Origin of the sequence: Nostoc edaphicum CCNP1411, assembly GCF_014023275.1 — a bacterium.
In the GTDB taxonomy this organism is placed as follows: domain Bacteria; phylum Cyanobacteriota; class Cyanobacteriia; order Cyanobacteriales; family Nostocaceae; genus Nostoc; species Nostoc edaphicum_A.
Genome location: NZ_CP054698.1, coordinates 6247633 through 6265281, shown reverse-complemented (window position 1 = coordinate 6265281; position 17649 = coordinate 6247633). Strand labels below are relative to the sequence as shown.

Annotated in this window: 17 protein-coding genes and 1 riboswitch; of the genes, 5 read left to right on the top strand and 12 right to left on the bottom strand. The window is 40.1% G+C overall.

Annotation, left to right across the window (positions count from 1 at the left end; genetic code table 11):
* Nucleotides 1–100: 100 nt before the first annotated feature.
* The 4 genes from thiC to HUN01_RS29155 all read right to left on the bottom strand — a co-directional run bounded on the left by thiC (nucleotide 101) and on the right by HUN01_RS29155 (nucleotide 5815).
* Nucleotides 101–1474 carry a phosphomethylpyrimidine synthase gene (gene thiC / locus HUN01_RS29170; RefSeq protein WP_181929095.1) on the bottom strand — a complete coding sequence of 458 codons (1374 nt, stop codon included), beginning with the start codon at nucleotides 1472–1474 and terminating at the stop codon, nucleotides 101–103.
* Between the two features lie 7 nt (nucleotides 1475–1481).
* Nucleotides 1482–1578, bottom strand: a riboswitch (TPP riboswitch).
* A gap of 275 nt (nucleotides 1579–1853) precedes the next feature.
* Nucleotides 1854–2846: a 2-hydroxyacid dehydrogenase gene (locus tag HUN01_RS29165; RefSeq protein ID WP_181929094.1), complete on the bottom strand. Its 993-nt coding sequence runs from the start codon at nucleotides 2844–2846 to the stop codon at nucleotides 1854–1856.
* A 212-nt stretch (nucleotides 2847–3058) separates the two neighbouring features.
* On the bottom strand, nucleotides 3059–4522 hold the full coding sequence (locus HUN01_RS29160) for a calcium-binding protein (protein WP_181929093.1): 1464 nt from the start codon (nucleotides 4520–4522) through the stop codon (nucleotides 3059–3061).
* A gap of 420 nt (nucleotides 4523–4942) precedes the next feature.
* Nucleotides 4943–5815, bottom strand: coding sequence for a phosphodiester glycosidase family protein (locus HUN01_RS29155; RefSeq protein WP_181929092.1), 873 nt, complete (start codon nucleotides 5813–5815; stop codon nucleotides 4943–4945).
* A gap of 76 nt (nucleotides 5816–5891) precedes the next feature.
* Here HUN01_RS29155 and HUN01_RS29150 point away from each other — a divergent pair, with 76 nt between their 5' ends.
* Both HUN01_RS29150 and HUN01_RS29145 read left to right on the top strand, forming a co-directional pair.
* The gene (locus HUN01_RS29150) at nucleotides 5892–6512 is read left to right on the top strand and encodes an rRNA large subunit pseudouridine synthase E (RefSeq protein ID WP_181929091.1); all 621 of its coding nucleotides are present in this window, start codon (nucleotides 5892–5894) and stop codon (nucleotides 6510–6512) included.
* A gap of 160 nt (nucleotides 6513–6672) precedes the next feature.
* Nucleotides 6673–7011: an STAS domain-containing protein gene (locus tag HUN01_RS29145; RefSeq protein WP_181929090.1), complete on the top strand. Its 339-nt coding sequence runs from the start codon at nucleotides 6673–6675 to the stop codon at nucleotides 7009–7011.
* Nucleotides 7012–7511: 500 nt separating this feature from the next.
* On the opposite strand, the gene HUN01_RS29140 is transcribed toward HUN01_RS29145, so the two are convergent.
* Nucleotides 7512–7676, bottom strand: coding sequence for a hypothetical protein (locus HUN01_RS29140; RefSeq protein WP_181929089.1), 165 nt, complete (start codon nucleotides 7674–7676; stop codon nucleotides 7512–7514).
* Nucleotides 7677–7870: 194 nt separating this feature from the next.
* On the opposite strand from HUN01_RS29140, the gene HUN01_RS29135 reads away from it, so the two are divergent.
* The 3 genes from HUN01_RS29135 to HUN01_RS29125 are packed head-to-tail and all read left to right on the top strand — an operon-like array spanning nucleotide 7871 to nucleotide 9444.
* Complete coding sequence (locus HUN01_RS29135; protein WP_181929088.1) at nucleotides 7871–8212, top strand: hypothetical protein; 342 nt, start codon at nucleotides 7871–7873, stop codon at nucleotides 8210–8212.
* Nucleotides 8212–8910, top strand: coding sequence for a DUF6745 domain-containing protein (locus HUN01_RS29130; protein ID WP_181929087.1), 699 nt, complete (start codon nucleotides 8212–8214; stop codon nucleotides 8908–8910). Before HUN01_RS29135 ends, HUN01_RS29130 begins: the two co-directional genes overlap by 1 nt.
* A gap of 45 nt (nucleotides 8911–8955) precedes the next feature.
* Nucleotides 8956–9444, top strand: coding sequence for an ester cyclase (locus HUN01_RS29125; protein WP_181929086.1), 489 nt, complete (start codon nucleotides 8956–8958; stop codon nucleotides 9442–9444).
* 78 nt (nucleotides 9445–9522) lie between these two features.
* Here the strand turns inward: HUN01_RS29125 and HUN01_RS29120 are convergent, their stop codons facing one another.
* The 7 genes from HUN01_RS29120 to HUN01_RS29090 all read right to left on the bottom strand — a co-directional run bounded on the left by HUN01_RS29120 (nucleotide 9523) and on the right by HUN01_RS29090 (nucleotide 17568).
* The gene (locus tag HUN01_RS29120) at nucleotides 9523–10059 is read right to left on the bottom strand and encodes a hypothetical protein (protein WP_181929085.1); all 537 of its coding nucleotides are present in this window, start codon (nucleotides 10057–10059) and stop codon (nucleotides 9523–9525) included.
* Nucleotides 10037–12217 (bottom strand): GumC family protein, encoded by a 2181-nt coding sequence (locus tag HUN01_RS29115; RefSeq protein WP_181929084.1) that lies wholly within the window; start codon nucleotides 12215–12217, stop codon nucleotides 10037–10039. Before HUN01_RS29115 ends, HUN01_RS29120 begins: the two co-directional genes overlap by 23 nt.
* A gap of 72 nt (nucleotides 12218–12289) precedes the next feature.
* The gene (locus HUN01_RS29110) at nucleotides 12290–13465 is read right to left on the bottom strand and encodes a DegT/DnrJ/EryC1/StrS family aminotransferase (protein WP_181929083.1); all 1176 of its coding nucleotides are present in this window, start codon (nucleotides 13463–13465) and stop codon (nucleotides 12290–12292) included.
* A gap of 67 nt (nucleotides 13466–13532) precedes the next feature.
* Nucleotides 13533–14606 carry a GNAT family N-acetyltransferase gene (locus HUN01_RS29105; RefSeq protein ID WP_181929082.1) on the bottom strand — a complete coding sequence of 358 codons (1074 nt, stop codon included), beginning with the start codon at nucleotides 14604–14606 and terminating at the stop codon, nucleotides 13533–13535.
* A gap of 31 nt (nucleotides 14607–14637) precedes the next feature.
* Complete coding sequence (locus tag HUN01_RS29100) at nucleotides 14638–15279, bottom strand: sugar transferase (RefSeq protein ID WP_181929081.1); 642 nt, start codon at nucleotides 15277–15279, stop codon at nucleotides 14638–14640.
* Between the two features lie 55 nt (nucleotides 15280–15334).
* Nucleotides 15335–16507 carry a glycosyltransferase family 4 protein gene (locus tag HUN01_RS29095; protein WP_181929080.1) on the bottom strand — a complete coding sequence of 391 codons (1173 nt, stop codon included), beginning with the start codon at nucleotides 16505–16507 and terminating at the stop codon, nucleotides 15335–15337.
* Complete coding sequence (locus HUN01_RS29090) at nucleotides 16507–17568, bottom strand: NAD-dependent epimerase (protein ID WP_181929079.1); 1062 nt, start codon at nucleotides 17566–17568, stop codon at nucleotides 16507–16509. Before HUN01_RS29090 ends, HUN01_RS29095 begins: the two co-directional genes overlap by 1 nt.
* Between the last annotated feature and the right edge of the window lie 81 nt (nucleotides 17569–17649).

Here is a 17649-nt window from a genome sequence, read left to right as displayed (position 1 = left end):
ATCATTGCGCTGCCGCCGCAAGTAAAAAAGGCGACAGATTCCCAGTTAGAGACTGAGAACAAGGTAAAATTTAGCGTCTCTACAACAAGAGGGTCATCTATTAGCTTTGAGTCACAGCCTCTTTCGCCAAGAACTTCTCTAATTCTGTCAGCGCATCAGCATCAACTTTAGTTTGCATTGGACAGAACTTAGGCCCACACATCGAACAAAACTCAGCAGTTTTATAGATATCTGCTGGCAGAGTTTCATCGTGATATTCCTTAGCTCTTTCTGGGTCGAGTGATAATTCAAACTGACGGTTCCAATCGAAGTTGTAACGCGCCTTGGAAAGTTCATCATCTCTATCCCTTGCACCAGGGCGATGTCTAGCAATATCAGCCGCATGAGCCGCTATTTTATAGGCAATCAACCCATTCCTGACATCTTCAGCATTTGGCAGACCCAAATGTTCTTTAGGTGTTACATAGCACAGCATTGCAGTACCGTACCATCCAGCCATTGCGGCTCCAATGGCTGAAGTGATGTGGTCATAACCGGGAGCAATGTCTGTCACCAATGGCCCCAATACATAGAAAGGTGCTTCAGAACACTCTTCCATTTGCTTACGGACATTGAACTCAATTTGATCCATTGGCACGTGTCCAGGCCCTTCCACCATCACCTGTACATCATCTTCCCAGGCTTTGCGAGTTAGCTGTCCCAGGGTTTTCAATTCAGCTAATTGTGCTTCATCTGAGGCATCATGGGTGCAGCCGGGACGCAGGGAATCTCCCAAACTGAAGGAGACATCATATTTTTTGAAAATCTCAATAATATCTTGGAAGTGGGTATAAAGTGGGTTTTGTTTGTGGTGATGTAGCATCCACCGCGCCAAAATCCCGCCGCCGCGAGAGACAATACCAGTGATCCGGTTTCTCACCAAAGGCAAATGCTCAATCAAAATCCCCGCGTGGATAGTTTGATAGTCTACACCCTGCTGGGCGTGCTTTTCGATGATATGGAGAAAATCATCAGCAGTCAGGTTCTCGATTGTGCCATGAACGCTTTCTAAAGCTTGATATACTGGCACCGTACCAATGGGAACAGGTGAAGCTTTGATAATAGCGGTGCGAATTTCATCTAAATTACCGCCGCCTGTGGACAAATCCATTACGGTGTCAGCACCGTACTTCACTGCCAAGTTTAGCTTATCCACTTCTTCTTGAAGATTAGAAGAGTTGGGAGAAGCGCCGATATTAGCATTTACCTTACATTTGGAGGCGATGCCAATAGCCATTGGCTCTAGGTTAGTGTGATTAATATTAGCGGGGATAATCATTCGTCCCCGCGCTACTTCCTCACGAATGAGATCAGCAGGGAGGTTTTCCCGCTGGGCGACGTAGTGCATTTCTTCGGTGATAACACCTTGGCGGGCGTAGTGCATTTGAGATACATTACTCTGCCCACGTCGTTTAGCAACCCATTCTGTCCGCATATTGTAATTCCTCGATAAACAGCTTCCCTCCGCTGGTATTACCCAGACTCAGGTGTTAAGGGTGTGATCTCAGCCTGGTTATGTAGGCACCCCTAGCATGGATGTAGTGTATCACTTTGGTTATATCTGGGAGCAAAGGTGTTAACAATTTATGAGTTAAGGAGGCAGGAGGACGAAGGCAGGAGGCAGGAGGGAATCCCCATAAATAAATTTAGGGGATTTAACAAGGAAACCGTATTTTTTGTTTTGCATAAATAAATTTACTTGCTCTAAACCCTGTGCCAGAGGGCAAAAAATATATTTTCTTCCTCCTGCCTTCTGCCCTCTGCCTTTCTTCGGTAACACAATTTTGGATTTGAGATTTTAGATTGCTAAAGGTTTAGGCACGAATTTCATTTGCACAAGAACGACCTTGTTCAACATCGGTAATATTAGCAAAAGTTGTTTCTGCAATATTGTAGAGAGCTTCTGCGGTAAAAAAGGCTTGATGTCCGGTAATGAGTACATTGGGGAACGTTGTCAGACGTTGGAAAATATCATCTTGAATAATTTCTCCAGACAAATCCTCAAAGAACAATTCCGATTCTTGTTCGTAGACATCTACACCAAGATAGCCAATTTTACCAGACTTCAATCCCTCAATCACGGCTTGGGTATCAATCAGCGCTCCTCGGCTAGTATTAATTAGCATCACACCTGGCTTAATCTTTTCTATAGCCTCAGTGTTAATCAAGTGATGGGTTTCGGGAGTTAGGGGGCAATGCAGGGAGATAATATCGGAGTTGGCAAATAGCTCAGGTAGTTCTACATACTTTCCACCTAGCGCCTCCAATTCGGGATTCCGATAAACGTCATAGGCGAGTAGGTTACAGCCGAACCCTTTCATAATCTGTCCTAAAATCAGACCGATTTTGCCGGTGCCGACAATTCCCACTGTGCGTTCATGCAAATTAAATCCCAACAGTCCATCTAGGGAAAAATTGCCTTCCCGGACACGGTTATAGGCACGATGAATTTTGCGATTTAGGCTCAAAATCAATCCTACGGCATGTTCTGCTACCCCATAAGGTGAATAGGCGGGAACACGCACAACGGTAATTCCTAAATCTGCTGCGGCTTGTAAGTCTACATTGTTAAACCCTGCACAGCGAAGGACAACCAGGCGAGTTCCCCGTGAGGCGAGAAGCTCTAAAGTTGGGGCATCAACCTGATCATGCACAAATACGCAAACCGCCGGAAATCCGGCAGCAAGGATAGCCGTATCCCGATTTAAACGGGGTTCAAAAAACACTAACTCGTGTTGGATGGGAGAATTTGCAGCTGACAAAAACTGCCGATCGTAGGCTTTTGTACTGAAAACTGCTACTTTCATGCAAAACCTCAGGTTTTATGCTGCACGGTGTTCGAGTACATAATACCTTGACCTTGAGAGAAGTGATGTCTACAACGAGCCTAGTTGCGACACCTTTGAGAGGCAGGGGGCAGGGGGCAGGCGCAAAAACTCTCTCAAACTCTTATTTATCGGTTTTTTCTGTGCCTCTGCGGTTGGTTTTTCTGGGATTTATTGGTATTTATGCGTAGAACTTAGACAACAACAAAATGAGTTGCTTTTAGTGACATTTCACTGCTGAGTTGCGCGAATTGTACCTGAGCAAAAGCGCCAGCGCTGCCATCTTGGTCAAAGAACAGCGCACCTGTAATATTGTCGTAAATAAATCGTTGAGCGATCGCACTTGCAGATGAACCGATGGTAAACTTACCAGCGGAGAGTGTACCTACTGCTAAAGAGCCGCCGAAACCAGTAGCCGATACCTGAATAACTTCATCAGTCGTGTCGAAGTCAACGAGAGTATCAATGCCTTGATTGTAATTATTGAACGCAAAAGTATCAGTGCCATCTCCCCCGTACAGAATATCACTGCCTTCCCCTCCAGTCAGGAGATCGTTGCCATTGTATCCAAATAGCACATCGCTACTATTACCCCCGATAATATTGTCGGCGTAGACTGTACCACTGATATTTAGTCCTTGAATATTTTTGTAGAGAACTTGATTTGTGCCACTTGTAATTGAGCCTTGGTTAGTGGTTGCATTGAAAGTCGAGGTGATTCCTTTGGTAGTATAGCTACTGTAATTGACTTCCAAATAATCCGAACCTGCACCCCCATTTACCGTTTGAGTCACTAAAACAGCGGGGGCTGTAGTTGGGGCGATCAAATAAAAGGTGTCATCGCCATTCCCCCCATTTAGAGTGTTAGCACCCTTGGCTGAATATGCGTAAAAGGTATCTTTACCATCGTCTCCATTCACAATTTTATTGCCAGACGAGTAGGAAATATCGAGGTAATCGTTACCTGCACCCCCACTAATTGTATCATTGCCAGAAATGCCACCATTGAGCACATCTTCGCCATTGCCCCCAATAATATTGTCAGCGTAGGCTGTACCAGTGATATTGAATCGCTCAATATTCTTATAGCTAACTCGATTCGTACCAGCCGTAATCGAGCCTTGGTTAGTGGTTGCATTGAAAGTCGAGGTGATTCCTTTGGTAGTATAGCTACTGTAATTAACTTCCAAATAATCCGAACCTGTACCCCCATTTACCGTTTGGGTTACTAAAACAGGGGGAGCGATATATGAGGCGCTCAAATAGAAGGAATCATTGCCATTCCCACCATCCAGAGTGTTAGCGCCATTGACTCTATATGCGTAAAATTTATCAGAGCCAGTTCCCCCTGAAACAATATTTTTGCCAAAACTATCCTGAATCAAAAATTCGTCATTTCCTGCATCCCCATAGAGGATGTTATTCCCAGAAGAAACAGAAACATCTAAATAATCATCCCCACTTCCTCCCTTGAGGGTATTGTTGCCAGTGGTAGCTACAGCATAAATTTGATCGTTTTCAGAACCGCCATCTAAGAGGTTTTTCCCAGAAGAATTGCTAATATTCAGGACATCATCGCCTCCGAAGCTATAGAGACTGTCACCGCCCCCGAAGCCATAGAGGTTGTCATTAGCGTTAGTACCATTGATAATTGCCATAACTTCTACCTACCTAAATCAATTTTTCAGAAACTTGAGATATTAACCTGCGGGTATTGCTGTTTTAAGGCAGAACAAAGTAGCCGAAAGTTGACACTTTCGGTATAGTTTATGCCGAACTGAAAAAGCTAATTTTTTAGCGTTTTCAGTTTCTTAACTGACTTGTAAGTATTATTCAACTAACCTGCTATATATGAGAGTTAGTCAATTTCATTACTATAGTGTCTGTTTATTTAAGTGTCACTACTTCACTTTAATTATTTGATTTTGTATGTTTTAATATAGTTCATTGCGTATTATCACTAATTTAAGGTCTATTTGTAAAAGTAATATGTACCCTTGCAACGCTAGTTGAATAAGCGATCGCCTTTAGCCTACGGCGGCAAGCTACGCACTTCAGCACCCCTCAATCAAAAGCTTTTAACCACCAGGTATGATGGGGCGATCGCCTTTCTGAAACCTTGCCCATGACTGTTGTAAAGCAGTAGGAGCAGGATTATTGGCATCATAAACAACAATTACATTAGTGAGTGGGCGTCCGGCGGGGACTAAAATTTTACCGTTAGCAGCAAAGGCTTTCGATGCACCACCATCTAAATTCATCGCTTCGTAACAGCCAATTGCTTTCATCGCTTGCGCTTCTTGTTGTAAAGTTAATCCACTATCGAAATTAATCAAAAATAGCTTTTTACCATCAGCAGGAAACCCGATCGCAGTTCGTGCGCCAGTACCTAAAACACCAGGATCTTTAAATCCTTCAACATCCGGCTTCAGCCAAATTTGTCCCTGTCTCAACAATCGAGGCCCACAGGTAATAGACAACCAATGTTGATTCCATTCCGGTTTACCGTCAACCCGTGCTGTCACCATTTCCGGTTTATTGCCAACTCGCAACCCCAAAGTAGTACCAAAATTTTCCCATTGGCTATATTTGAGGAATCTCCCTGCCGCTACCATGTTACCCATCACTGTTTTCTGGGCATTTTTGGCAAAAAAAGTACCATTAGCAACGACAGCAGCGCGATGACGAGCCACTAAATTGTTAAATTCTTCATCACCGTTAGTTTTTTGATTAGTATTAGCCAAAGTTGCATTATTTGCTAAACCAATAGTAATAAAGGTTTTGGGGTCAGTGAGGTCAATAATAGTTTGATAAAAAGAGAAACCATTTACCTTACCCCTTTTCACTTGCACAGTTTGAGCAACTGCCGGGAGCGCCAATGTTAATCCTTGTGCCAAAACAGCACCTCCTAAAAACAAGAAAGACCGTCGGCAGATTTTGGAACTTGGCATAATCAACTCTTCACTATATTGTTTTTATTAGGATGCCCAAATCTTTAGATAATTTTCGACAAATGACAAATGACAAATGACAAATCATTACCGATATATTATTTTTTACAAACCCTATGGCGTTCTCAGCCAGTTTACAAAAGATGCCCCCACACATAGCACTCTAAAAGATTATATTGATGTGCCTGATGTTTATCCTGTGGGACGCTTAGACTGGGATAGTGAAGGATTGCTGCTGTTAACGAACGATGGACAATTGCAACATCGCCTCGCCCATCCGCGTTTTGGTCATCAACGTACTTACTGGGTACAGGTAGAGCGAATTCCAGATGTAGATGCTATTAATAGGTTGCAAACAGGTGTGGAAATTCAAGATTACCGCACTCAACCAGCAGAAGTTAGGCTCTTACCAGAAGAACCACAGTTACCTGAACGCACTCCGCCAATTAGATTTCGCAAAAATGTACCGACAGCTTGGCTGGAAATGACTTTGACAGAGGGAAAAAATCGCCAAGTACGGCGCATGACTGCGGCTGTAGGGTTTCCAACTTTGCGATTGGTCAGGGTCAAAATAGCTCACCTACAATTAGATGACCTACAATTGGGTCAATGGCGCGATCTCACCGCATCTGAACTGCAATTTCTGCATAATTTCAGTAAATCGAAAAGTTTTTCCCCAAAAGCGAATGCTCTCTAATAAGAATAGGGCAAACGCATCTAAATATTGACTAGCCTGAATCTAACTTCTCATAACTTTTCAATTATTTTTCCTTAAGTGTCTTAACTGTCCTTGTGACAATTTTTCAACCGTGATAATTTCCTTATAGATTTTACAAAACAATTAAGAAAGCTTACTTATGTCGGTAGAAACAAGAACTGTGAACGATGTAACTATTTTGGATATAAAAGGCAAATTAACAATTGGAGTAGGCGATATAGCCCTTCGCAATTCCGTCAACAATGCACTTCAAAATGGGGCTACAAAGATTTTGCTCAATTTCAAAGAAGTTACATCTATAGATTCTAGTGGAATAGGTGAAATTGTATCAAGCTATACTATGGCAACTAACCGGGGCGCAAAACTTAAATTATTCAATCTTCCCTCCAAAGTTGCTGATATTTTGATGATCACCCAACTGATAACGATTTTTGAAGTTTTTGACAGTGAGACGGAAGCAATTCAATCATTCTCATAAAGTAACCAATTTCCCCATTCCCCACTCCAATCCTACGGTGTACACACAAGTCAAATTACCCCCCTTAATCCCCCCGATGCATTGGGGGGAAAAAGAAATCTAGTTCCCTCCCCAATACATACCTACGGTGTACACACATCTTTCTAGAAAACCAAAATCGTCCTAGATCCCCCTAAATCCCCCTTAAAAAGGGGGACTTTGAGAGCTTTTTGCCCCCCTTTTTAAGGGGGGTTGGGGGGATCAAAAGCCTGTGGCGCAACTCTAGAAGACTTGTGTGTACACCGTAGCCAATACATACGGGGAGGGTTAGGGTGGGGTAATTAATCAGCTAGCTATTTCAGACTTGTGTGTGTACACCGTAGCTAGCACCCTGGGAGGCTTTTTATTAGTCTGATATCAAGGTAGACGCTATGAAAATGCACAGAGAGAGCGCAGTGCCAACATACCTTGGTGAAATAGCAAAACATACACAAAGCCTGCAATAAATCAATACGGTTCTGTTAAGGTTTTTTGATGAAAATTCTAGATCCAAAGACGCGATAAATCGCCGTCTCTACAAGGATCAATCTTTCGTCTTGACGGCGTATCGCGTCTCTTGCCTTAACCGAACCGTATTGTGCAATAAATGCTGTGGCAAATCGAGATAAGGCAGCTGTTTGAGTCATTGATTATATAAAAAGATACTTGTTTGTGGTTGCAGAGTTAACTTTAATAATTGACATTTACCATTACTTACAAAGCTTACTTCTTAGAGTTTTTATGATGGTTTACTAACGATTAGTAACATATATTAAGTCTATCAAATTGCCGTATTTTATTTTTACAAATATCATTAGAAATGTATTGTTATGATGGAAAGATGTTTAACAACAGCAACAACTCCCAAGCTAACCAAGGTAGTGTTCTTTACAGACATGGCGACGTTCTGATCAGAGGTATTGCGACTTTACCTGTGGCTGCTCAAAGGCGTGTAGGTGCTACTCTTGCTCATGGTGAAATCACAGGACACAGCCATCGCATTCAGCAATCCAATGCTGTTCAGTTGTGGGTACATGGTAGTGACCTTTTTCTTGAGGTTAAAGAACCAAGTGCCACTTTAGTTCATGAAGAACATCGGTCGATTGAGTTACCCCAAGGGCTTTACCGTGTCTGGAGACAACGTGAATATCGCCCTGATGCTTATGTAGAGGTGATGGACTAATGCTCAAGATGATGTCGCAGGGACGTGTGCCGAATAGACAAGTTTTGCAGCGCCCAAAGGAAAGCCACGAGCCTGTATCGGCTGAACATGCTCGAAAACTCATCCTTGAACATCGCGCCTGGGATGGGATGCGCGTTTTGGGGCATCTGGATTTAAGCGGTGCGTTGGATCTTTACAATCTACCTGAAAATTTAACCTGTGAAAGTATTGATATTAGCGACTGTGTAAACCTCACTACCCTTCCCAAAGGACTGCATATCACTTATTGGATTGAGTTGGCCGGAAGTGGGATTACCAGTCTATCTGCGGGGCATGGTTTTATTTTGCGTTGGCGAGGCGTGCAGGTAAACGATCGCATTGCCTTTGAATCCCAGTCCCTAACCGGACAGGATATCCTCAATATAGAGAATGTTGAGTTGCGTCGCGTACTGATTGAACGTCTGGGATACGAGACATTTTTGCAGCAAGTGGGAGGATTAATCCGCGATCGCGATCGCGATGCTGGTGGAGAACGTCAACTAGTCTACATTCCTTTTGAAGATGACGAACCGCTTATGGTATTGAAAGTCACTTGTCCATCCACAGGACATATTCATATCCTGCGCGTTCCCCCTCACATGCGGAGTTGCCATCAAGCAGCAGCCTGGATTGCAGGCTTTAATAATCCAGATGATTATCATCCTGCGATCGAGGCGTAAAGTTTTAAGTAAGAGGTACAATCTTATTTAAAAAAGAAGCATCTAATGTCAAACGAACAAAACAAAGCTATTGTTCTCCAGTTTTATAAGGCTTTTGACAATCGAAATATTGATCAAGCATTAGCACTTCTCGCGCCCAATTTTGTTGCTCACATAGCTGGCGTATCTGAACCTCTTAATAGCGATAGTTTCAAAAAGTTTGGCATGGCATTTTACTTAGCCTTTACCAATAGTCAACATACATTTGACGAAGTAATTGTTGAAGGTGATAAAGTCGTCACTTGCGGAACGTTTACAGCGACACATCTTGGTGAATTCCAAAATCTTCCTGCAACAGGTAGGCAAATCAAGTTATCAATTATGCACATTGATCGCATTAACGACGGCAAAATCATCGAACATTGGGGACAAGGCGATGCGCTAGGATTAATGCAACAGTTGGGAGTTATATTTCTACCCGGCCCCACACTTTTACCGCATATTCTTAAAAGCCTTTTATCCAAGACATTTAAGAAGCCTAATATACAGGCATAGAAGCTAACATAAGTTTTGTTTGTGATGCCGTATTTTTCAGTAATAGGGAAAGAAGATAGTGGGCAATCTTCTATAAGTTTACAAATTAAGAATATTTACCACAGCATGAAAGTTTGTTCCGAGCATATATTGGCTACTATTGGGCAGATTTTCCAAAGTTAACAAGACTGTTTTCAATCCTTGATAATCGCTTTTTTGAGGTTGAATTATAATTGGTATTTCACTCGCCCCAGCCGTGATTGTCACAAAGTTAGCAATTGATTGATAATGCACTCCATCCTCGGCTGTTCCGTGAATCCTGTATTTTACTATTAAGTCTTGAGTTGTATTACCAGTACGAGTAATGACAAACTCCCCTATTTCTCCAAATTGTGACGCATACATTTTTGTAGCTGTAATGTTCACAATCGTGGGATAGCTGGATATAAAACTAAAATTAGTTAACAGTTGGTTTTCAATATAAAAATCGTCAAAAGATATATTACTGATACTTTGTTGTGAATCATTAGCTGAAAAAGTTGCATATATACTGCCCATATCATCCACGACTAGGTTATCAAGATAGATATTTATAAGATTAATCAAGTATTCCTTACTTCCTACTTCGGACTCCAACAGTTTCTTGGAGATTATTTTCCTCAGTTGAGTAATAGTAACTGTAGCGCTCAGTCTGAGGAATAGCTCCGTTTACTACCTGTCCCAAGACATTTTGCCCAGATTTTTCTAAAAGCTCTTTAGCAACACTAGCACTAATAGAATCAACGACCCCTGGACGAACAACAAATAAAACACCATCAGCCATTTGACCTAGAGTAGCTGCATCAGCAGCAACGTTTAATGATGGAGAATCAATAATTACAAAGTCGTAATAAACAGACAAAGTTTGAATTAATGCAGCCATTTTTTTCGAGTCGAGAAGAGAACCTGGATTAGGAGGTGTAACTCCAGAAGTGAGGACATATAAATTATCCATTACTTGTTTGATAGCTGTCCTAATTTCACCTTGTCCAACAATTAAATTGCTTAGACCTTGATTATTAATTAGTTCCCAGATTTTATGTTGAACAGGACGACGCATATCTGCATCTATCAGTAAAACTTTCCGCTCCATCTGAGCCATTGTTATAGCTAAATTAGCCGCCACTGTTGATTTGCCTTCTCTGGGTACAGAACTTGTGATAACTATAACTTTTAGCTCTTTGTCAGCACTCGTAAACCTCAGATTTGCCCGCAACATTCGGTAGGCTTCATTGATTTGCGATCGCGGCATATCTCGAACTACAAGCCTTTTGCTATATAACTCCAATTCTTCATTGCCACGAAGAGATTTTTTCGACTTGCTGAAGTCAGGAATAATGCCTAATAAAGTAAATTTTAGCAACTCTTTTGCTTGGTCAACATTCTTAATTGATTTATCTATTTTCTCCAAAAAGTAGACAGCCGATAAAGCTGTCAAACCAGCCAATAAGCATGTAGCCAAATATAAAAACATTGGAGATGAAATTGATTCTTCCGGTACTTCAGCTTCGGATATCATGCTGGCATTACCTAAGCTTTGATTTTCTGCTATTCGGCTTTCTTGCAGCTTTTGTAGTAACAGTGAATAAGTAGATTGTGCGGCTTGTACTTTACGTTCAAACTGGCGCTGTTGTTGTTCCAATCTCGGTAGATTGTTCAAACGTTGTTTATAAGCAGTTTGTAACCCAGATAAAGTAGTAATTTGGCTTGCTAAACCCAGACGATTTGACTCTAATTCTACAAGTCTTGCAGAAAGCTGCTGTTGTAATTCTCCTAATTGAAAGTTATTATTTAGCTGTGATGAATTTGCCCCTTTAACGTTTTTTATCCGTTGTTGTAGTAGCCCATTTAACGACTGTAATTTATATACCAAATCGATAATTTGCGGATGGTTTTCCTGCAAAACAGTCCGCCTAGCTGCCAGTTGTGATTCTAACTGTTGAACTTCTCTAAGAATATCTTGTACTCCTGACGTTTGGCTAAGGGAAGTCATAACTATTGCTTGCTGGGAGTTCATACCCAATTGTTTACGGATTCCTTGAGTTTGTGCTTCAGCATCGGCAAATCTAGATTGAGATTCATTAATTTGCTGTTGTAATGCTGTAATAACTTCCAGTGCTTTAGTCGCTTCTTCTTGCAGAGAAACAATTTTGTACTTTTCTTTAAACTCTGCTAGTTCTGCTTCTGCTTGTCGAACAACTAATTCTGCATTTGGTAGTTGCTTTTCTATAAACTTGCGAGCAGTTGTAGCTTGAGTTCTATGAGATGATATATTGTATTCTAAATAGACATCTATTAAAGTATTAACAACTTGCGCGGCTAGTTGTGGGTTTGTATCTTTATAGGAAATACTTAAGATATCAGAGCCATTAATTTCCTTCACTGTGAGCATTTGCAGAAATTGCTTGGTTTTTAAATGTATATTTTTCTTGTCTTTTAAATTAAGTCTATTTATGGTAGTTTTGACAACTGGTACAGAACGGATAACTTCTGCTTCTGTATTCAGAGGATTACTTTTATTATCAACTAATGGCTCTAGTTTGCTCATTTCTGTTCCTACTCCTGTTAATGAAGAAGTAGTATTTGTCCTTTGAAATTTCAGTTTTCCTTCTGCTAAATAATAAGGTTTTTTGAATAATGTAGCTACCTGTAAAATTATGAATATGCAAACGAAAACACCTAAAGCATTAATCCAACGGCGTTTCAGGATTTGCGAATATTTATCAAATGTTCCAGAAGATTCTTGTAGTGTCATAAAATAATTATTTTTTTTGATTATTGTTAAAATCATCAAATCACTCAGTAATACCTGTAAATGAAATTCCAATTAAGTCGTAAGATAGACTTTTTCAGTAACCGTAAACACCGATTGAGTTTTATAATGAACTGCTTTAATTTGAACAATTACTCTTTCTAAATCTTCACGTTTAAGATTAGAACCAGAAGGTAAGCAAAGACCATAAGCAAATAAATCTTCTGCTACTGCACCGCCAAAACATTCACACTCAGCAAAAATTGGCTGGAGGTGTAAAGGTTTCCAGACGGGACGAGATTCAATTTGCTGTTCAATAAGTGCTAGGCGGACTTGTTCTCGATTTGCACCAAAAGCTTCAGGATCTATTGTTAAGCAGGTTAGCCAACGAGTAGCGCGTCCATAATTAGCTTCCGGCATAAATTCTATTCCTGGCAGATTTTTCAAAGCATGGTAGTAAATTTCAAAGTTACGTCGTCTCGCTGCCACTCGCTCACTTAAAACACACAACTGACCGCGACCAATACCAGCTAAAATATTACTTAAACGATAGTTGTAACCAATCTCTGAATGTTGGTAATGAGGAGCGCGATCGCGTGCTTGAGTCGCTAAAAAATTTGCTCTGTTTACTAACTCTAAATCGTCACAAACTAACATCCCACCACCAGAGGTAGTAATAATTTTATTGCCATTGAAAGAGTAAATCCCAATGTGTCCAAAAGTTCCTAAATAACGCCCTTGATAAGTAGCCCCTAAAGCTTCAGCAGCATCTTCAATTAAGGGAATATTATATTGATTACAAGCTTTGAGAATTGGGTCAATATCTGCACTTTGACCATATAAATGTACAAGCACAACAGCTTTAGGTAATTTGCCTTTTTTGGCGCGGTGCTTTAGCGCTTCCGCTAACAATTCAGGGTTCATGTTCCAAGAAGTGCGATCGCTATCAATAAAAACTGGTTTTGCACCTAAGTATGTAATCGGATTAGCACTAGCAATAAACGTTAAAGTAGAGCAAAAAACTTCATCCCCAGGTTCAACACCAACTAACCGCAAAGCTAAATGCAGAGCCGCTGTACCAGAACTAACAGCCACAGCATGGCTAGCACCAGTTAATTGACAAAATTCTTGCTCGAAAGCATCAACATGGGGGCCAACGGGCGCAATCCAGTTAGTTTCAAAAGCTTCTTTGACGAACTCTAGTTCGCGATCGCCTATATGAGGTGTTGAAAGTAGAATCGGTTTATTCATTCCTATTCCCTAAATATGTTTGCCAGTTTTTAAATGCAAATTTTACGTAAGTCTTGGTATTTTCCCCTCAATTAAGAGAACGATAAGCAGGGAAAAAGTTGGACTCAAGTAAAGTTTCTGGCTCAGTTTTTAAAGACTTTGCTCGTAATTTAACTAAAGAAATATATTTTTCTTCGTCTGTAATTAGGCGTAATGTTAAGAAGGAATGTTTTTGTTTAGAAAAACCCGCTTTAAATTTGTAGAGACTATCTTTAGCTGCACCAACACCACCGCCCAAATGCAAAAATTTATTTCCACGTTCTTTAGCCCAAAATCGAACGTAATCAAACATTAATTTACTAGGAGCTTGTTTTAGGAACTCGTTTTTTGTTCCTCCGAGGTGATATTGAACTATTTCACAGCATTCAGTAAATATTCCAGCACAAGCAACTTTATTATTTAACTCTAAAATACACAAGTGGATATTTTCATTCATATTTGCTAGAGAAGCAAAATATTTATAATCAAAATAAAAATATTTTTTGGCTTCTACACGCTGCATTGTTTGAGTGTATACATCAATAAAAATATCTATATAATCCTGAAAATTAACCATTCTTGTTGTAAATCCATCACGTTTACACCGATTGATATAAGTGCGGTGTTCCGGTCGCGTTTGTTGCCATATTTCTGTTGCTGAAAGACTTAAGTCGATAGATATAGTTTCTCCTGATACTTGAAAAATTTGAGAGGCTAAAACTTCATTCAAATTTTGATTAAGTATTGGATGCAGGCGTAAGAATGCTGAACACACGCTCTTGGATAAGAATACAGATTTTAGATTTTCAAGTGCCAAGTTTAAAAAATCGGGTGTATTAGCCGCCGCTTCACTTAACAGAAATCCAGGATAACCATAAGGTGAGACAACATCAAATACTTCTGGAATTGTGAACTCGCCGTTAAACAAATCATCACAGCAGCGCAGCAAATAAGGTAAAAAAAATATTTTTTCACCATCAGCTATCAAAATTGCCTCTGGTATTGTTTGAGTTCTTTGGGATTCTAGATAGACATATTCAGGCAAATGATAAACATCATAACTGAGCTTTTCTAGTATTTCTAACCACAAAGGGTTAGCTAAATCAATTACTTGAATATTCATCTTTAAAATTAATTACGAATTATTCTTTAAGCTAGCCTTTGAATTCCTCCGATGTAACGTGACCTTCCTGGGTGACGCTTTCTCGTTGCATTACTTGCCATATAGTCATGAACAAAATTTTCAGGTCAAGCCACAGACTCCAGTTATCGATATACCAAACATCCAACTGAAATTTTTTATTCCAAACTTGATCTAATGTGCGGCGACCATTAACTTGCGCCCAGCCAGTAATACCCGGCTTTACTTCATGGCGACGTGCTTGTTGAGGGGTATAGCGGTCAAGATACTTTACTAATAACGGGCGGGGGCCAACAAAACTCATGTCTCCTTTTAAGACATTCCAAAGTTGAGGTAATTCATCAAGACTAGTTTGACGCAGCAATTTACCAAAGGCTGTGAGGCGTTTTTCATCAGGAAGAAGATTGCCTTCAGTATCGCATTCATTGGTCATGGTACGGAATTTGTAAAAGTTAAAAATCCGAGCATTTTGACCAGGGCGGGGCTGGGTGAAAATCACTGGCTGACCCATGCAAAAATAAATAGCGATCGCTACACCCATGAGTAAAGGAAAAAGAAAAATTAAAGCGATCGCTGCCATAACTCTATCTAATATAGACTTGATTAATCTGCTATGGCTTTTTAAGTTAATGCCCTGAAAAATTTTAAAATTCATAAATACACTGTCTCTGTTATTTCTCTTATATATGTGAGATTTTTTTTCAAAATCTCTACTTATGAGATATTGAATCAATTCCTAATTCTTGATAGTACTTATTCAGTCGAGCAAAAACTAATTCCTCATCATATTTAATTTCGACTTGCTCACGACTAGCTTGACCATAAGCTTGTCGCAATTCATAGTTAGATAATAGTATTCCTAAAGCCTCAGCTAACTTTTGACTATTTTGAGGTGGCACAATTAAACCTGTTTTCCCGTGAATTACAGCTTCTCGACAACCCCGAATATCTGTAGTAACAACTGGTAAACTCATTGACATTGCTTCCACGATAGATCGGGGTAATCCTTCATGACTGAATGTAGGCAACACAAAGATATCTAACAGCCCTAAAAGTTCTGGTATATCTTGACGTTTACCTGTGAGAGTAATATGTTGATCAATTCCGAAAGAGTGAATTCTTTTTATTACTTCTGTCTGAAAAGGTTCAGGGTCAGTATCGAGTTGAGAGCCAATTAGCAGAACCTGCAAATTAGGAAAATTAGGGAGTAGTTTGGCTGTGGCTTCAATTAAATATTCACTCCCTTTTTTACGGGTTATACGTCCAATTGTGCCAATAATTAAGTTTCTACTATCAGGGATACCCAAGGATTTACGTAATTGATTTTGATGAGTCAAATTGAGGCAATCGCGCTTAAAACGATCAATGTCTACACCGTTACCCAAATAACACACTTTTTCCGGCGGACAAAGACCTAATTTTTTAGCTGTGGCAATATCTTCATGATTTTGAGTAAGGATCAAATCAGTTATGAAAGCAGCAAATTTTTCGACAATAAAATAAAATCGATATTCACTAAGTGAGGACTGATCGTGAAATGGAAAACCGTGAGCAGTGTAGACAATTCGTTTAGCACCAGCTAGTTTGGCTGCAATACGACCCAATACAGCAGCAATTGGAGTATGTACGTGAACAAGGTCGTACTGATTTTTTTGAATTAATCGCGTCAGTTGATAAATACTTCTCAAATTCAATAGAGGAGATATCCGACGATCAATTTGAATTGGATGGACTATGTATCCTTGTTGTTGTAATTGTTCAACTTCTAAACCTGGAGAGCAAGCTATTTCAACTGATAGATTATGAGACAATAAATAATCAATCTGAGGTCTTAAAAGAATCTGGGCGGTGTCTCCAATTGCACAAATATGTAGTATTTTCATTATTCCCAAATTCCCACTTTTACCCAAGAAGTTTGGGTTAATTGAGTCCTAGCATTCTGATAATAAGAACAATACCAATCTACAAAACGTCCAATTCCTACCTCAATAGGCGTGCTAGGTTTAAAACCTACATCATTAACTAAATCATCAACATCTGCATAAGTAACGGGGACATCACCAGGTTGTAAAGGGAGCAAATTCTTTTGTGCTTTCATTCCCAAACAATCTTCTAGCACTTCTATAAAGTGCATTAATTCAACTGGTTGATTATTACCTATGTTGTAAATTTTATAAGCAGCCTTACTCGTTCCTGGGTCGGGTGCATCTCCTGACCAGGCGATATTTGGCTCAGGAATTTTATCCATCACCCGGATAATACCTTCTACAATGTCGTCAATATATGTAAAATCTCGGCACATTCTACCGTAATTAAACACATCAATCGGATGCTTTGCCAAAATTGCTTTAGTAAACAAAAACAGCGCCATATCTGGACGACCCCACGGCCCATAGACAGTGAAAAAGCGGAGTCCAGTTGTTGCTAAACCATATAAATGGCTATAACTATGAGCCATTAACTCGTTAGCTTTTTTTGTAGCAGCATATAAGCTAACTGGATGATCTACATTGTCGTGAATAGAAAAGGGTGTTTTAGTATTAGCACCGTATACAGAACTAGAAGAGGCAAATACTAAGTGTTGAACGCCTGAATGGCGACAACCTTCGAGGATATTAATAAAGCCTACTAAGTTGCTATCTACATACGCATGAGGGTTCTTGATGGAGTATCGGACACCGGCTTGTGCTGCTAAATTGACCACCACATCAAAGCGTTGTTCGGCGAAAAGTTGAGCTATAGCTACCGAGTCTGCCAAATCCAGTCTATAAAAACTAAAATTTGGGTTTTCTTCTAGTTGAGCTAAACGGTCTTTTTTAAGTAGGACATCGTAGTAATCATTTAGGTTATCTAGACCAACAACCTCATCACCTCTGGTTAATAAACGTTGGCTGAGATGAAAACCAATAAAACCAGCAGCGCCAGTGACTAAAACCTTGACCATGATGTTTTCCCTAAGTAGCTAGGCGTAAATAAATTAAAGTTTGTAGTGAGTTAGCGCGGTCTTGGGGGTTTCCCCCATGAG

Excerpts from the sequence above, each read along its gene's own strand:
- thiC (WP_181929095.1), bottom strand. The coding sequence starts at position 1,474 with ATGCGGACAGAATGGGTTGCTAAACGACGTGGGCAGAGTAATGTATCT.
- HUN01_RS29165 (WP_181929094.1), bottom strand. The coding sequence starts at position 2,846 with ATGAAAGTAGCAGTTTTCAGTACAAAAGCCTACGATCGGCAGTTTTTG.
- HUN01_RS29160 (WP_181929093.1), bottom strand. The coding sequence starts at position 4,522 with ATGGCAATTATCAATGGTACTAACGCTAATGACAACCTCTATGGCTTC.
- HUN01_RS29155 (WP_181929092.1), bottom strand. The coding sequence starts at position 5,815 with ATGCCAAGTTCCAAAATCTGCCGACGGTCTTTCTTGTTTTTAGGAGGT.
- HUN01_RS29150 (WP_181929091.1), top strand. The coding sequence starts at position 5,892 with ATGACAAATCATTACCGATATATTATTTTTTACAAACCCTATGGCGTT.
- HUN01_RS29145 (WP_181929090.1), top strand. The coding sequence starts at position 6,673 with ATGTCGGTAGAAACAAGAACTGTGAACGATGTAACTATTTTGGATATA.
- HUN01_RS29140 (WP_181929089.1), bottom strand. The coding sequence starts at position 7,676 with ATGACTCAAACAGCTGCCTTATCTCGATTTGCCACAGCATTTATTGCA.
- HUN01_RS29135 (WP_181929088.1), top strand. The coding sequence starts at position 7,871 with ATGTTTAACAACAGCAACAACTCCCAAGCTAACCAAGGTAGTGTTCTT.
- HUN01_RS29130 (WP_181929087.1), top strand. The coding sequence starts at position 8,212 with ATGCTCAAGATGATGTCGCAGGGACGTGTGCCGAATAGACAAGTTTTG.
- HUN01_RS29125 (WP_181929086.1), top strand. The coding sequence starts at position 8,956 with ATGTCAAACGAACAAAACAAAGCTATTGTTCTCCAGTTTTATAAGGCT.
- HUN01_RS29115 (WP_181929084.1), bottom strand. The coding sequence starts at position 12,217 with ATGACACTACAAGAATCTTCTGGAACATTTGATAAATATTCGCAAATC.
- HUN01_RS29110 (WP_181929083.1), bottom strand. The coding sequence starts at position 13,465 with ATGAATAAACCGATTCTACTTTCAACACCTCATATAGGCGATCGCGAA.
- HUN01_RS29105 (WP_181929082.1), bottom strand. The coding sequence starts at position 14,606 with ATGAATATTCAAGTAATTGATTTAGCTAACCCTTTGTGGTTAGAAATA.
- HUN01_RS29100 (WP_181929081.1), bottom strand. The coding sequence starts at position 15,279 with ATGAATTTTAAAATTTTTCAGGGCATTAACTTAAAAAGCCATAGCAGA.
- HUN01_RS29095 (WP_181929080.1), bottom strand. The coding sequence starts at position 16,507 with ATGAAAATACTACATATTTGTGCAATTGGAGACACCGCCCAGATTCTT.
- HUN01_RS29090 (WP_181929079.1), bottom strand. The coding sequence starts at position 17,568 with ATGGTCAAGGTTTTAGTCACTGGCGCTGCTGGTTTTATTGGTTTTCAT.